Origin of the sequence: Acinetobacter sp. BWR-L5, from assembly GCF_039655985.1 — a bacterium.
GTDB lineage: Bacteria > Pseudomonadota > Gammaproteobacteria > Pseudomonadales > Moraxellaceae > Acinetobacter > Acinetobacter johnsonii.
In genome coordinates, this window is the sequence record NZ_JAGFEV010000002.1 from 428,804 (window position 1) to 442,959 (window position 14,156).

The following is a 14,156-nucleotide window of genomic DNA, read 5'->3' on the forward strand; positions in this document are numbered from 1 at the left end:
AAAAAGGAATGCAAGTCCTAACTTAGCTTTCCCTAAAGTTCAATCAAACTGAGGCTTTAGTGTCTGTAGCTGTATTTTCAGCTGCTTTAGGCTCTTTCTTTTCGCCAACTAGATCAAATGCTCTGTTAACGATCGCGTGGATATTAGTTGGTAAGTCAACTTCATCGCCCTTAGCTGCAAACTTCCCATCCGTCCCTTGATTGAAGTAACTAGGTATCAGCCCCTTGCGAATTTCTTTTTGTTCGTCTGGTGTCATATTAGCAATGAACGGTTCAAGTGATGAGAGCTGAAGATAGGTTCTATTATTTTCTTGATAGCATTCATAATGTTTTGCTGCTTGTTTTGAAAAGAATAAAGCGAGTACAAAAAACATAAATGAGATAGTCAGTCTAGTTAATACTGTAAAATAATTAGTATTAACTGGAGGATTTTCAGCCCAATATTCAACTATTGGAATTCCGAGAATTAATATAGTACAGCCAATAGCAGCATACAGTGCGTAACTCGTATAACCACGAAACTTTTTATATTCAGCCTGTTCCTCCTTAGCTTTAAGATTATAGTTATCTGTAAGACTTAATAGTGCTGCCCCTTCTGCTAGTTTTGAAAATTGCTTATAAGTATTTTTCGCTGTCATATAGGTCGCATCAATTTCCTCTATTTTAGTATTACAAGAACTCTCAATTTCCGTTAATTTTGTATTACAAGAACTCTCAATTTCCGCTAATTTTGTATTACAGGAACTATCAATTTCACTAAATTTTTCGTTCATTTTAATATTAATGTCTTTATTCTTATTTTCTAAATTTTCACTTAATTTCTTGTCGTAATTAGATAATTTTAACAGTAATTCCTTATTTGTTTTTTCGCTATTTTCGAAACTTTCTTTTAGTAAGTTGAAGTCATTTAAAACCTTACTATACTCATCTTGAACTTTTTTAACCTCAAATTCATAGTTAGATATTATTTTGTTTGAGTTATTTTCAATTTTTTTAAAAAGTAATTGTGCATCTTGAGAAATTTTTCTTTGAAAGGATTCTTTTAAATATTCACTAAATTCATATCTTTCAGAAGTAATTGCAATGTTCAGCTCGTTAATTAAACTGCTAATTTCAATAAGGTTAGATTTAATATTTAAGATTAAATAACTTATTTCTTGAACGAATTTACGTATTTGTGTTTCAAAATTTATATGGTTTGCGACTATATTTTTCTTTTCAAAATTTTTTATATTATTGATAGAAACTGATGACGTATTAATTAAGTTAGTTGATATGGACATAACTGAAGAAATATTATGATCTAAGTTTTTAATTTTATTATTAAAAATATCTTTACTAAGATATATTTCATTTAAGATATTATCTTTAAGTATTGAGCTAACTTTTCTAGTTTGCTTTATAACTATATTAATGCATTCTCTTAATAAGATTTCATTATTATTTATTTCTTTAATAAGACTTACTGGTATGTGAATCTCATGAGTTGCTAATCCTGGAAATTCACTTAAAGTGGATTCCAAAGTATTTTGTAATAGATGTAAATTAGTTGATAAGTTTATGAAACTACTATGAACATTTAAATTAAAATTATCTTCACTCATAAATTTACCAAAAACAAAAGCTTATAAAAAATAGTACCTCACTATATTGACATAACACCTCACTATCGGCAACATGTAAAAGCACCGCAAAATCGGTGCATAGGCGTGGAAACCTATAAACACACTCAAAGGGCAGAATTAATCACCGCTCTATGCGGATTTTTTTTGCTTAAAAAAAGTCGCATCTGCTAGACTTGTCATGGTAGATCGGCAGGGCAGTCTTTGACTGGCCGTTTCTTTGAGTGCGGTATTTCCACCCCTGTCGGTCTGCCACCATTCCGTGGAAAGAATGGCGGTAGGTTTCAAACCTATACTCAAAGGAATTTAGTCATGAAAAGACAGATTCAAGCCCGTGCGTCTGCACATTCAAAAAATGCTCACATCATCGAGCACACACCAATTACCGACTTAGCAGCTTTCGAGCAACGCTTAAAGAAACGTAAAAATCTAAAACTTCTCAAAAATACATTCGCTGGACTAGCCCAAATTTGTATGGCAGTGCTGACGTTCTCCATTCTTTTTTTAGGGGAATAAGCACATGATTCCAAACAATAATAATATAATTCCTTATGTTCCTATCGCACCGCGTGTACAAGCAAGCAGTGCAAAAAGCCAGCTCATGTGTGAAAAACTTTTTCAAATGATTGACCAGTGTGTAAAGGCCCAGTTTGCCTTTAACCATGACACAGCCAAAGGGCTGATTTCAGTCTGTCCAGATCAGTTGAATGATTTGCTCAATGAACTATCTAAAAATGATCAACCGACCAAAGATTTAGATATCGATGTCTTAAAACAATCGCTAAATGACTTGATATACCCTAAGTTTAATGGAGAGCTTACGGTAATAAGTCCCATTTGGAACGGTGCAGAGGTGCGTGTTTGGCAATTTCAATTAAATCAAATTGATAGGGCAAATCACATGCAAACACTTGATAAAGAACTACTTATAGACCAAACATTGTCCAGTCTACGTATTTGGAGACAGTCACTTGAGGCTGCAGGGAACGACAAAGACGTAACCTATAGCAATAATGATCTGATTTATAAGCTTATGGCACTCGAATTTAACTTAGAGCAAGTCCAGAGCCAAATAGAGGAATAAGAAAAAAGCCCACTTCAAAGTGGGCTTTTTATTTGGCTATCATTTTTAGTTTTCCGATTCCTTGGCCATTACTTTACTTAGTCCAAGCAATGCTTCTTGAGCTTCAGGGCTTATTTGTCTGTAAGCCTTTAATAACAAACTTTCTTCACTCGTCAGTCCTGAAAATTCGGGATCAATACCAAGCAGCACATAACGAATATCAATACCTTGTTCATGCAGCTTAGCCAAGTACACCCATTGATCGGGCACTTTATTACGCACGTAATTTCCTAGCGTATTTTCATGCGCTCCAATATCACGGCTCAGTGATTTTGCACGCAAGTTATTTCTTTCTAGTTCCGACTTAAAGCGATCAGAAATGATGGCGGACAGCTCATCATAGTTTTCGGACATATATTTCACCGATACATATTGATAGACTAAATATTTATGCTATAGTGACCCTTAGCACATCACTATAACCGTAGGATACTGTATGGGTACAGAAACTTCACCCCAAAATCATCGCCCTAGATCAAAAAAGATCACAGGTGGGCGTGTCCGCTTCAACGTTTATCTCCCCAAAGAAGAAGCAAACGAAATCAACAAAATGGCAGAACAAACTGATCAAAGCCAATCAAGCATTATCGCCAAGTTTTATATGCAAGGTAAAAGCAACAACCAAGAGGGATAACTCCATGTCTTTACAACATCGTCGTATTAAAAAGCAGCCTCGTGATAACCGATTCAGTATCAACTTAACCAACGATGAAACAAGCTTACTCACAGCAGCATCGAATCTCTCAGGTATAGAAATCAGCGTGCTGATTCGCCAAATGGCAATGAAACAAGCGATCCACACCCTAGTCGATGATTCCGATGACGATTTTAATTTGTACAAGATATTAAGTGAAGGCGCGGAAAAACAGCTTTCTAGGAGCTGAAGCAATGCTCAAACATGAAATTGCACTGACAAAGCAAGAATTAAAAATCTTGCAAGAAGTGCAGCAGCAGTTGGGGCTTTCCTCAATTGAAGAAACTATCGAATTCCTAGTCAGAGAACGTATTCAAGTAAAAATGCTCGATTTGGCAGGGGAAGAAATTAAACGTAAACGGCATTTGTAATAAGGCAAATCAATCAAATGATGTTCCCAGAAACACAAAGACAAGTTGAACAAAAACTTGAGCATGTTTATGGCTTTAAACGTAAGCCCTCTACAAATGGCGACAAACTTCGTGGCAGATGTCCTGACTGTAACCACAAAGAATCATCAGCTTGGGCATTTGCCGAAGATCCGTGGATAGTTTTCTGTCCACGTAAAAATGAATGCGGGCATGAAAATCATGTCCGTGACCTTTTTCCTGAACTTTTTGAAAAGTGGGAAAAACGCTTTGAACCGACACCTGAAGATCCTTTACGTACTGTTAACGCGTATTTAATTGAGGAAAGAGGTTTTCCATTAGAACAATTAAAAGGCTTGTATGCACAAGAGTCGATTACCCGCTATAAGCCTAAAAAAACCACCTCTATAACCTTACGTTTTCCTATTACGGATGAACAAGGTAATGAGGGATGGTGGCAGCGTGTATTGGATCAACAGGATGTCTTGCCTAAAACGACTTTTAAAGAAGATTGGTCATCAATGGGGCATGCTTGGCTCACACCAAATACCAATTATTTAGAATCGAAAGAAATTTTCATTACTGAAGGTATTTTCGACACCATTGCATTTTGGCTTTCAGGTATTACCAGTTTTTCAGCTTTAAGTAGTGGTAATTATCCTTCAATATTTTTAAATGAAATCGCACAAAAATGTACTGAAGCAGGGATTAATTTTCCAAAACTGGTTTGGGCGTTTGACAACGACGAAGCAGGTCATAAAGGTATTTTTAAAAATATCGAACTTGCACAAGCAGACGGTTTCGAATGTGAAGTTGCTTTGCCACCGGGTGGACGTAAAAAACAGGACTGGAACGATTTATATAAACAAGATCGACTGAAGTTCAGCGACTTAGAAACATATAAATATTACGGTGCTTTACTTGTTGCAGAGAAGGCTGTTGATAAAGGCATACTTATCTACAAGCATAAAGGCATGAAATCTTTTCCTTTTGACTTTAAAAATCAAGTGTATTGGTTCAAGTTGGACATGGACAAATATGACGATTACATGAAAGGTCTACATGCTACAGATGACAATGCAGACTGGGCACAAGAAGAAAAAGACCTACTCATTGCCGAGCGCAGAGACTCAGCATTGGAACATGCTTCAACAGTAGAAATTATGATGGAATGCCGCCCCTATGGTCTGTATTACCAATATCAAAAGGAAATTGACGAAGCTTCATATTTTTTTAAGGTTGATTTTCCGCGTGGTGGCCAAACGATTAAAAACACTTTTACTTCATCACAAATCACATCTGCAGGTGCATTCGGTGAGCGACTAACACATATTGCACCGGGTGTGTTTTATGAAGGTAACAGTAAGCAATTACTCGCATTTCTTAAAAGGGAACTGCGCGACATCAAACGAGTTGAACTCATTAATTACGTTGGTTATCACAAAGAACATCAAACCTATGTTTTGTGTGACATTGCAGTCCAAAGCGGTCGACGTTTTAAAATCAATAAAGAGGAATATTTTGAACTTCCACGCAAAACCAACTTAAAAGCACGTGCACCGTTTCAATTAGAAATTAACAACAATGCCAGTGACTATACAGATGCATGGGTGAAAGATTTACTCGATGCCTATGATGTTCGCGGGATGGTGGCATTAACGGCATTTTTTGGAAGCCTTTTTGCACAGCAAATCCGAAGCATACACAAATCATTTCCATTTATAGAATTGGTGGGTGAACCAGGAACTGGTAAATCGACTTTGCTTTCATTTTTATGGAAGTTATTTGGTCGCTCAAACTATGAAGGTATCGATCCAAGTAAATCATCTATATCAGGCTTATTACGTACCTTCAGACAGGTTTCCAATTTACCTGTAGTTTTACTCGAGTCAGACCGTGAAGGGGACAAAGGCACAGTAAAACAGTTCGATTGGAACGCACTAAAAACCCTATATGACAACGGTTCACTTGGTGCAAAAGGGGTTAAAAATGGCGGGAATGAAACCTATGAACCGCCATTTATGGGCACCTTGGTGATCAGCCAAAACGCTGAAATTGTGTCTACTGAAGCAGTGATGGGACGTATTGTTCAATACAAATTCACTAAAGAGCAAATGTCTAAAAAAGGCTTGTACGCCTCTCGTAACCTTGAGCGATATGAACAGTCTCAAATCAGCCAGTTCATTCTACTTTGTATCGAAAAAGAAAATGCCGTACTCGAATCCTACCGCTTGGGCATGGAAAGATACGACGAAATACTTCACCAAGAAAAGTACAACGTTAAAAGTTCGCGTGTGATTCATAACCATGCCCAACTTTTGGCGTTATTCGATGCTTTGTGTACCCATGTTTTAAAAGACTTAATTCCAAACGATATACAACAAAAGGTGCGTGATGAATTATTTGGCATGGCGCAGAACCGAGACAAGGTGCTCAAGTCAGATCCAATCATTGTCCAAAACTTCTGGAACACCGTCGAAGAAATGGAAGATGCCATCAAGAACCCAACTCACCACGATACAGTACTAAATCACTCAGCCAGACCAGATTGGTTCGCAATTAACTTTGCTCATTTATACAAAGTCGCAGCGGATTACCGCTATCCATTGCCTGAAGTAAATGAACTTCAAAATGCGCTACGCCACAGTTTGCACTACCGCTTTGTTGAAGCAAATAAAGCCATACAAAGCAAAATTAGTAGTACCACCAAACGCTGTTGGATTTTTGAAAAACCAACTTCACAACGGGATTAATCCCAATTTTAGGAGAACCAACCATGTCAAAAACCACTGAACTATTCAAAGCACCTACAGATCTACCTGAGCCAGATCGCGAGCTTATTGTTGTATTTGTCGATCGCACGATGGCGCCACCAGTTAGATATTGTGCTAATTGCGAAGCTTGGCATACGCGTAAAGGCGACTTAAAACCAACCAGTATTCACCAGTGGGCTTATGCAAATGAATTTTATGATTCGCTGAAAGTTCCTACTCCTGAAATGGTCGAAGAAAAACAGGAGGGCAATAAAGAAGATATTGCAGAGGCATTTTTGAAACTTTTATTACTTGCAGCATTAGCTGATCGACGTAAAGGATATCGATTTCAGTTCAATTAATTTTTAGAAAGCACACATACAGAAGCGGCCACTCCTGTATGTGTCACATCAATCAGTTGGAGAACCAAATAATGCAAAACGATTCTAACCTACAAAACGTTTCTGCCAAAACTTCAGCGTCAAACGCTGTACTAACACCTGAGTTAATTCATCCGAATTTTTTCAAAATGAAAAAGACACACCCTCATACCAGTTTTAAACGTCAGGCGAACTTTAAAGACTTGGTGGCTTTAACGGCAAGTGACATTGAACACCGCAAGCGTTGGGCAAATCGCCAATTGTCAAAATTGGTACATAACCCAAGCACTGCAGTACTGGGAGCATAGTCCATGTCTAAATATCGTTGTAACTGTGGTGGTTTAATCCTTCCAAATTTTGAAGCCTACCAAGTGGGCGATGAAGTGAATTTCATGATCCAAAAACGCAGAAATATAGGCAATGGGCATATTGCTGTAAGCCAAAAAGCGCACAGTGGAAAAATCATCGAAATTAAGGGTGATGAAATTACGGTGAAAGCACCTGTTCGTACATACCAACTTAATCGTTTTGAAATTACTCCAAAGGATGCACCAGGACCTATTGAATATTTCCGTATTGGTAAGTGCCGTTGTGAGTTAGATCAACAGGAGTTATCTGCATGAACTTCAATTTCAAAAATGCCTTGCTACTGAACATGGTCTTTTCTTGTTTAATTTCTTCCGTAATGTTGATGCTTGGAGAAAAACAATGATTCAAAACTATCAAGTACGTATTCGAAAAAGTTTAGAAAATACAGAAATACATCAGTCAGCAATTGAATTACTTGGGCCGTGTATTGCGACTGAGATCCGAGCTCTTCATGGCAAGTTTTCTAGTATGAATGAAGCCTTTGAAAAAATGTCATCTATGAAAGAGCTTGAAGATTATGAAATTATTTCCGTCATTTTGATTGATGAAGATAATCGCGAACAGCTTGGGGAGGATTTTGACTGGGAGGAACAAGAATAATGAATTTTCAAGCGATCGCAATTGCCCGCCAAGCAATCACAGACAAACATGGTACCCAAAAACCACAACTAACTTTTGGTGGTGAAATGCCTTGCCCAATTTGTAGTGCAGGGAAATTGAGTTATCAAATTAGTGCAGTAAATGGGCATATCGCAGCTAAGTGCGAAACTGAAAACTGTGTGCAGTGGATGGAATAATCATGACAGCATTAATTTTTGATACAGAAACCCACAAATTGCATGGCGATATTATTGAAGCTGCTGGAATGGGGGTAGTTTTTCATGAGATTGGCGGGCATGTTCCATTAATTCCAACTCAATTCGACTTCACTAAACGCTTTAAACCAAGTGAGCCGATTAACATTGGGGCAATGGCCGTACACCACATCGTCGATGAGGACTTAGTCAAATGCCCAGCTTTTACTAAGTTTAAATTTCCGAAGGAAATTGGTGTTGAATATTTGATTGGCCATAATATTGATTATGACATTGCAGCAGTTAATCGCGCTGGTACATCAACGAATGGCATCAAAGCAATTTGCACTTTGGCAATGGCTCGTTTTTTATGGCCAAACTTAGAATCGCATAATTTAACTGCTTTGGCCTATCAGGTAAGTTCCGATCGCAAGGCAACTAGACGTGGTCTTAAAAATGCACATTCAGCATTAAATGACTGTAAAACGACATATTCACTTTTAGCGGCAATTGTCCGTGAAACTAAAATTTCGTCTTTTGAAGAGTTATTCGATTTCTCTGAAAGTGCTAGGTATCCAACCCATATTTTTTATGGGAAGTATAAAGGTACTTCAATTAAGGATTTAGAGGATAAAAATATTCACTGGTTGCTTGGCAAAACGGATGATCCTTATCTAAAAATCTCTTTAGAAAATGAACTCCTTGCTAGAAGCAGCATAGACGAACAAAACGAGCTACCTTTCAACTAATTTGAGCACCTTTCACGCACCTCCGCTCGGAGGTGCGTTCCTCTAAAATATCCCCAATATTTTAAATACTTAAATGTAGGTTTTTCCATGTCTGCAGGATTAGAAGTTCGCGGCAAAAGCATGCGAATTTGGATGAAAACACATCCATCAGAACCCGTGATTAAAGAAACTTTAAACTGGCCATTCTCACCAGAGAACGTTGAGAAAGCCAAAAAATTAGCTGAATTAATTAAACTCGAGATTGAGTTAGACCAATTCAATTTAGCCAAGCATTTCCCCAACTCAAGACATTTGAAAAAGAACCAAATGTCTTACTACATTGCTCAGTACAAAGAAATGATCCGTTGGGAAGTTGCACCGAGTACGTTTGATGGCTATTACAGCCACATCAAGAAACACGTCACGCCACGTTGGGCTAAGATCCATCCGAAAGACATTGACACGGCAGCCGTGAAAAAATGGATCAATGAGTTAAAAGAAAACCTTGCACCCAAAACCATTCGCGAGGTGATTACCCGGCTTGCGTCTATTCATGAACTATGGCGACAGGAAAATAAAATTCCCTATAACCCATTTGAAAATATCGTCATTAAGCAATTGGATAATCTTGAGCCAGACCCATTCTCCAAAACTGAAATTTCAATGATTTTGGGAACAATGGCCAACCATGACATACAAAATTTACTGCCTTGTATTTTTTGGACAGGCTTATCAATCTCTGAACAGATATCTATTGCATGGGAAGATATAAACCTCGAAAAAGGCACAATACAGGTCAATCGCAATCATGTTAAGGGATTGCACAAAGTCACTAAGAATCGCCGCAGAAAGCGCGAAATTAAGCTATTACAGCCCGCAATTCAGGCACTACGCAGACAGTACGCAATCACAGGCAATCGTTACGCTCAAGTTGTGAATGTTTTACAACGGGATAACCGAACGTATAAGCAGGAACGACTGCATTTTGTGTGGATCAATCAAGAGTACGATCGACCTTTTAATTATTATGAGTTGCGCTACATCTGGAGAAGGCATTTAAAAAAGGCCAGTGTGCGATACCGTGGAATTAATCAGGGAAGACATACATTCGCAAGTCAATTATTGTCTTCAGGGCAGGTGCCACCAGAATGGATCGCAGATCAGCTTGGCCATAGTGATACATCAATGATTTATAAACACTATGGAAAACTCATAGCCGAAGATATTCCCGACTACTTAACCAAAATCAATAATTACATTAACCAGTGATTTAACTTACTGGGATCTTACTCCATATCTTACTTGGAGATTTTTATATAAGTGCCTAATTATTTAGGCACTTTTTTTTGGCTATTACTTTATTACTCGATAAGCAAATAGGGTACTTAATTAAAAACAGACCTAAAACCTAAATCCTATTTTTCTAATACTGAAGCATGGAAGTACCTGGTCGAAGGGCATAATTCCCATATCAAGCCTATAAACAACTCTATATTTCACTAAGTTATTAAATTGTATGAGTAAAATTTAGGTTTTATCTTGGGTTCGAGTCCCGCTGAGCGCACCATTTACTTATTTCAATACATACCAAAATAACCTCAAACACCTATAAATACTGTATTATCTGCCTTTTTCTTGTTTCAATTTGTTCCATACTGTACCGCTATAATCCATTTTTTTAGGGGCTATGCTTAGCAGTACATCAAAACAATAGTCTAAAATCTTTGCAAAAGTTTATTGACCCCATTCATTCGTGTGGCTTTCCCACCCGCTAAAATCACCAGTGTTGTTGCTGGAGTGTTGTTGCTGGGTTGTTTTGCATGATTTAGACCTAACATCTGTGTATAGGGGTAGCAATAACGATCGTTCAATATTGAGATGTACGGTCTAAGACAAAGCTGTCCAAGTCTTAGACCGTGTGCAAAAAGTATTTGGTTTGTATCACTATCCAATCGATGTTCTTAGATCGAGATGAAATCGACATAGTCCAATGTTACAGGGGCATCAGATCGAGCAGGGATTCGAACTATACTATTGGCTCGATTTAAATTACTGAGCATGTGGGATTGTTGTTTGCCGAGTTTGGAAACGGTTAATTGTCCAAATTCGTTGACATCTAATACCATGCGAACCAGTTGCTCACGGCTGTCTTGTTTAATGCTGTCGTTGAAGCGAGCTTTTTTCCACGCGGGTGCAGGAGACGTAACCCCCTGTAAAGCCGCCAATAATGTCGATACATGTACAGCAAGACAGGTGAGTACAGCAGCAGGGTTCCCAGGCAAACCAATCAAATAAGAACGATGATGGTCTGTCTGATATTCAGCAAAATATAGTGGTTTACCCGGTTTTTGTGCAACTTGCCAGAAAATCTCTTTTGCACCTAAAGCCATTGAAACAGGTCGAATCAAGTCATAATCGCCTACCGAAACACCGCCTGTAGTAATGACTACATCATAATGATTCATAGCATTCGAGAGCGCTTGTGTGAGTAACTTCTCATCATCAATCATATGCTCTAAATGGGCTTCAGCAAAATCGTGTTCTTTGAGCCAAGTGAGGATCATTGGGGCATTGGCATCAAACACTTTAGATTCATTGTCCAGTTGCGTACTGACTTCATCACCGGTAATAATCACTGCAATTTTAGGTTGGCGATAAACCTCGACATCCTGAACACCCGCCATACTGAGTGCCGCAATTAAACCGCTGCCTAAACGCTGGCCTTGCTGTGCAAGTGTTGTCCCGATGGACAACTCCTCACCTTGATAACGAATGTCTGCACCTTTGTCCAAAGCTTGAGTTAGAGTCGCTTGCTTATGGCCACGCGTAATAATTTCCTGTCGAGCCACAGTATCTGCTGAGTTTGGCAGTTTGCCCCCAGTAAAAATACGAACGGTTTGTCCTGCTTGAATCTCAATATGTTCTTCAATACCTGCACGAATTTCACCAACCAATTCAAAGCTGGTAATTCCAGCTTGCAAGTCTTCAGAGCGCAGCGCATAGCCATCAACTGCACTTTGGGTAAATAGAGGCAAGGCAACTGTTGATGTAACATCTGCCGCTAAAACATGCCGATGCGCCTGTACCAAAGGCAAAGTAACGACAGGCAATGTTTGGACGGCGCTATAGTGTTCAAGAGCTTGATCGAGTGTAATTAAACCAACGCCAGAGCAACTCATTCATAACCTCCCGGGTGAGGTAGATCACGGCAGACATCAAAAATATGAACCAAAGCAGGTAAAATGGCTGCCATAGATTCACTTGCACCACCACGGCTGCCCGGAAGGGTAATCACCAATGAACGGTCGATAAAACCTGCAACGCCACGTGACATCGCAGCATAAGGGGTACGTTTTTGTCCGAAAGCACGTGCGGCTTCCATCAAGCCATTGAGCTCACGTTCAAGTAAAGGCTCAAGTGTGTCTACTGTAATGTCACGTTTGCCGATGCCTGTTCCGCCTACAGTAATAATGCAGGCATAAGATTGAGTGAGCTCTAAGACCAATCCTTTTAACTGATCGGCTTCGTCAGGTAAAATTTGATAGTGAATTGGATCAAAACCAGCCTCGGTTAAGGTCTCGACGACAGAGCGGCCAGCAGTATCGGGTTTACGCCCTGCGGCAACGGTATCTGATAGAACCAATACTGCCGCAGAAACAGGCTGACGCAAATGACGTTTAAAGTGTGATTTTCCGCCTTTTTTCAGATCGAGTTTACATTGTTGAATGATCAACTCATGCGGTTCGCAATGGGGTTTGAGCATGTCGTAAATGGTGAGGGCCGCAATACTGGCAGCGGTCAACGCTTCCATTTCTACACCTGTTGGCCCAATCGTTTCAACGGTTGCACGAATAACCACACGGTCGACAAGCAGTTCAAAATCGACATCGGCGCGGTAAATAGGCAGGGGGTGACACAGCGGAATCAGTTCATCGGTACGTTTTGCGGCTAAAATCCCAGCTATGCGGGCTGTTTTGAGAGCATCACCTTTTTCGGTATTGCCGTCGGCAAGAAGTTGTAAACAATGTGCAGGGGCAAGCAGTTCAGAGCTTGCAGTTGCAACGCGATAGCTTTCTGGCTTCATGCCAACGTTTTTCATAAAGTATTCCGAAACATTGAAGTGTTGATCTAAAGTGAAACTGTTCGATCAAGAGAAAAAGTTTATGATGTATTTAGATAACACAAAAATAAAAGCGGATACAGTCGAATGACGGACAAACTCAAAATTAACGCGCTAATTAACCCCCTATGGCATGCATACTGATTTTGCGTGTTGGGGCGTGTTGATGTTCAATAAACCCCGCTTTTTTATGCCATACCGCGTTCAGAATCTGGGCTTGTAATAAAGCGGGATCTTTTTGTTGAAGTAAATGGCGCAGCGGTGTTCCCGTATTGGCAAATAAACAGGTAAAAAGCTCTCCCGTTGCAGTGATACGTAAACGGTCACAGCTTTGACAGAATGGTTTGCTGATGGTGGAAATAATGCCTAATGTGTACTGATCATTGAGCAGATAAATGGTTGCAGGGTCATGTTGTCTGGCTTGTTTCTGAATCTGAAAATGGGGTTCAAGTGTTTGGATAATGTTATCTTCAGTGATGACTTTTTGAGGCTGCCAGTGCTCAGGTTGATCTAAAGGCATATATTCAATAAAACGTAATGCGATCTTCTGTTGATAAGCCCATTGGGTCAGTTCAAGCACTTCATGATCATTTTGTCCTACCACCAAAACACAGTTTAATTTTATCGGGAGATTGGCTTGTTGAGCTGCAGCGATGCCTTCGAGAACAGGTGCTATCGGACGTTTGGTCATGTTCATAAACGTGTCTGCATGAATGCTATCGAGGCTGATATTAAGATCATCTAGTCCTGCTTCTTTTAGCGCTCGTGCATACTTGTTTAAATAGAAAGCATTACTGGTCATGGAAATACGTTCTAAACCCTGTGGTTTGAGCCGATTCAAAGCATCAATAAAATTGACTACGCCTTGACGCATCAAAGGCTCACCACCTGTTAAGCGGATGTGCCGAATGCCTAGCCCCACCATCATTTCACAAAAGGTTAAAAGCTCTTCAAAGCTCAAGATGTCTTTTTTTGCCAACCATTCCGGCCTATCGGGCATGCAATAACTACAACGAAAGTTACAACGATCTGTCAGTGAGATTCGGAGTTTATGTTTATGACGGCCAAATTGATCGATCAGTTGCGCTGACCTATGTTCTAAGCGTGTAGTCGTCGAACCGTCCATAGTCGCTCCACCTCGTATTTACATACGATTTAGTTTTTATAAACGAGAGTATGAAATGTTTTATTTCAAAGATCAAACGG

Annotated in this window: 18 protein-coding genes and 1 pseudogene; 13 read left to right on the top strand and 6 right to left on the bottom strand. The window is 39.3% G+C overall.

What is annotated here, in order from left to right:
• Positions 1–43 precede the first annotated feature (43 nt).
• Positions 44–1,603, bottom strand: a complete 1,560-nt coding sequence (locus JZ787_RS05590) for a hypothetical protein (RefSeq protein WP_346311865.1) — start codon at positions 1,601–1,603, stop codon at positions 44–46.
• Between the two features lie 330 nt (positions 1,604–1,933).
• On the opposite strand from JZ787_RS05590, the gene JZ787_RS05595 reads away from it, so the two are divergent.
• Entirely contained in the window at positions 1,934–2,137 is a 204-nt protein-coding gene (locus JZ787_RS05595; RefSeq protein WP_346311866.1) for a hypothetical protein, read from the top strand.
• Positions 2,138–2,141: 4 nt separating this feature from the next.
• The gene (locus JZ787_RS05600) at positions 2,142–2,705 is read left to right on the top strand and encodes a hypothetical protein (protein WP_346311867.1); all 564 of its coding nucleotides are present in this window, start codon (positions 2,142–2,144) and stop codon (positions 2,703–2,705) included.
• Positions 2,706–2,750: 45 nt separating this feature from the next.
• Here JZ787_RS05600 and JZ787_RS05605 read toward each other — a convergent pair whose 3' ends face one another.
• Positions 2,751–3,098 (bottom strand): hypothetical protein, encoded by a 348-nt coding sequence (locus JZ787_RS05605; RefSeq protein ID WP_346311868.1) that lies wholly within the window; start codon positions 3,096–3,098, stop codon positions 2,751–2,753.
• An 82-nt stretch (positions 3,099–3,180) separates the two neighbouring features.
• Between JZ787_RS05605 and JZ787_RS05610 the strand changes: the two genes are divergently transcribed.
• From JZ787_RS05610 to JZ787_RS05660, 11 genes are all read left to right on the top strand, one after another.
• The gene (locus JZ787_RS05610) at positions 3,181–3,378 is read left to right on the top strand and encodes a ribbon-helix-helix domain-containing protein (protein ID WP_346311869.1); all 198 of its coding nucleotides are present in this window, start codon (positions 3,181–3,183) and stop codon (positions 3,376–3,378) included.
• 4 nt (positions 3,379–3,382) lie between these two features.
• Positions 3,383–3,628 carry a hypothetical protein gene (locus tag JZ787_RS05615; protein WP_346311870.1) on the top strand — a complete coding sequence of 82 codons (246 nt, stop codon included), beginning with the start codon at positions 3,383–3,385 and terminating at the stop codon, positions 3,626–3,628.
• Positions 3,629–3,632: 4 nt separating this feature from the next.
• Positions 3,633–3,809 carry a hypothetical protein gene (locus tag JZ787_RS05620; protein ID WP_346311871.1) on the top strand — a complete coding sequence of 59 codons (177 nt, stop codon included), beginning with the start codon at positions 3,633–3,635 and terminating at the stop codon, positions 3,807–3,809.
• Between the two features lie 17 nt (positions 3,810–3,826).
• On the top strand, positions 3,827–6,559 hold the full coding sequence (locus JZ787_RS05625) for a toprim domain-containing protein (RefSeq protein ID WP_346311872.1): 2,733 nt from the start codon (positions 3,827–3,829) through the stop codon (positions 6,557–6,559).
• Between the two features lie 23 nt (positions 6,560–6,582).
• Positions 6,583–6,921: a hypothetical protein gene (locus JZ787_RS05630; protein ID WP_346311873.1), complete on the top strand. Its 339-nt coding sequence runs from the start codon at positions 6,583–6,585 to the stop codon at positions 6,919–6,921.
• Positions 6,922–6,992: 71 nt separating this feature from the next.
• Positions 6,993–7,247 (top strand): hypothetical protein, encoded by a 255-nt coding sequence (locus tag JZ787_RS05635; protein ID WP_346311874.1) that lies wholly within the window; start codon positions 6,993–6,995, stop codon positions 7,245–7,247.
• Positions 7,248–7,250: 3 nt separating this feature from the next.
• Complete coding sequence (locus JZ787_RS05640) at positions 7,251–7,562, top strand: hypothetical protein (protein ID WP_346311875.1); 312 nt, start codon at positions 7,251–7,253, stop codon at positions 7,560–7,562.
• An 85-nt stretch (positions 7,563–7,647) separates the two neighbouring features.
• Positions 7,648–7,908, top strand: a complete 261-nt coding sequence (locus tag JZ787_RS05645; protein WP_346311876.1) for a hypothetical protein — start codon at positions 7,648–7,650, stop codon at positions 7,906–7,908.
• Positions 7,908–8,105, top strand: coding sequence for a hypothetical protein (locus JZ787_RS05650; RefSeq protein ID WP_346311877.1), 198 nt, complete (start codon positions 7,908–7,910; stop codon positions 8,103–8,105). Before JZ787_RS05645 ends, JZ787_RS05650 begins: the two co-directional genes overlap by 1 nt.
• A 2-nt stretch (positions 8,106–8,107) precedes the next feature.
• Positions 8,108–8,851 (top strand): 3'-5' exonuclease, encoded by a 744-nt coding sequence (locus JZ787_RS05655; RefSeq protein ID WP_346311878.1) that lies wholly within the window; start codon positions 8,108–8,110, stop codon positions 8,849–8,851.
• An 87-nt stretch (positions 8,852–8,938) separates the two neighbouring features.
• The gene (locus JZ787_RS05660; protein WP_346311879.1) at positions 8,939–10,099 is read left to right on the top strand and encodes a tyrosine-type recombinase/integrase; all 1,161 of its coding nucleotides are present in this window, start codon (positions 8,939–8,941) and stop codon (positions 10,097–10,099) included.
• A gap of 449 nt (positions 10,100–10,548) precedes the next feature.
• Here the strand turns inward: JZ787_RS05660 and JZ787_RS05665 are convergent.
• The 4 genes and pseudogenes from JZ787_RS05665 to moaA form a co-directional block, all read right to left on the bottom strand.
• Positions 10,549–10,668, bottom strand: a pseudogene (locus JZ787_RS05665) (hypothetical protein); the annotation flags it as partial.
• 123 nt (positions 10,669–10,791) lie between these two features.
• Positions 10,792–12,009, bottom strand: a complete 1,218-nt coding sequence (locus JZ787_RS05670) for a molybdopterin molybdotransferase MoeA (protein WP_346311880.1) — start codon at positions 12,007–12,009, stop codon at positions 10,792–10,794.
• A complete protein-coding gene (gene moaCB / locus JZ787_RS05675) occupies positions 12,006–12,929 on the bottom strand; it encodes a bifunctional molybdenum cofactor biosynthesis protein MoaC/MoaB (protein ID WP_058951692.1) in 924 nt (307 codons plus the stop codon). The genes JZ787_RS05670 and moaCB overlap by 4 nt, the downstream gene beginning before the upstream one ends.
• 139 nt (positions 12,930–13,068) lie before the next feature.
• Positions 13,069–14,076 (bottom strand): GTP 3',8-cyclase MoaA, encoded by a 1,008-nt coding sequence (gene moaA / locus JZ787_RS05680; protein WP_346311881.1) that lies wholly within the window; start codon positions 14,074–14,076, stop codon positions 13,069–13,071.
• Between the last annotated feature and the right edge of the window lie 80 nt (positions 14,077–14,156).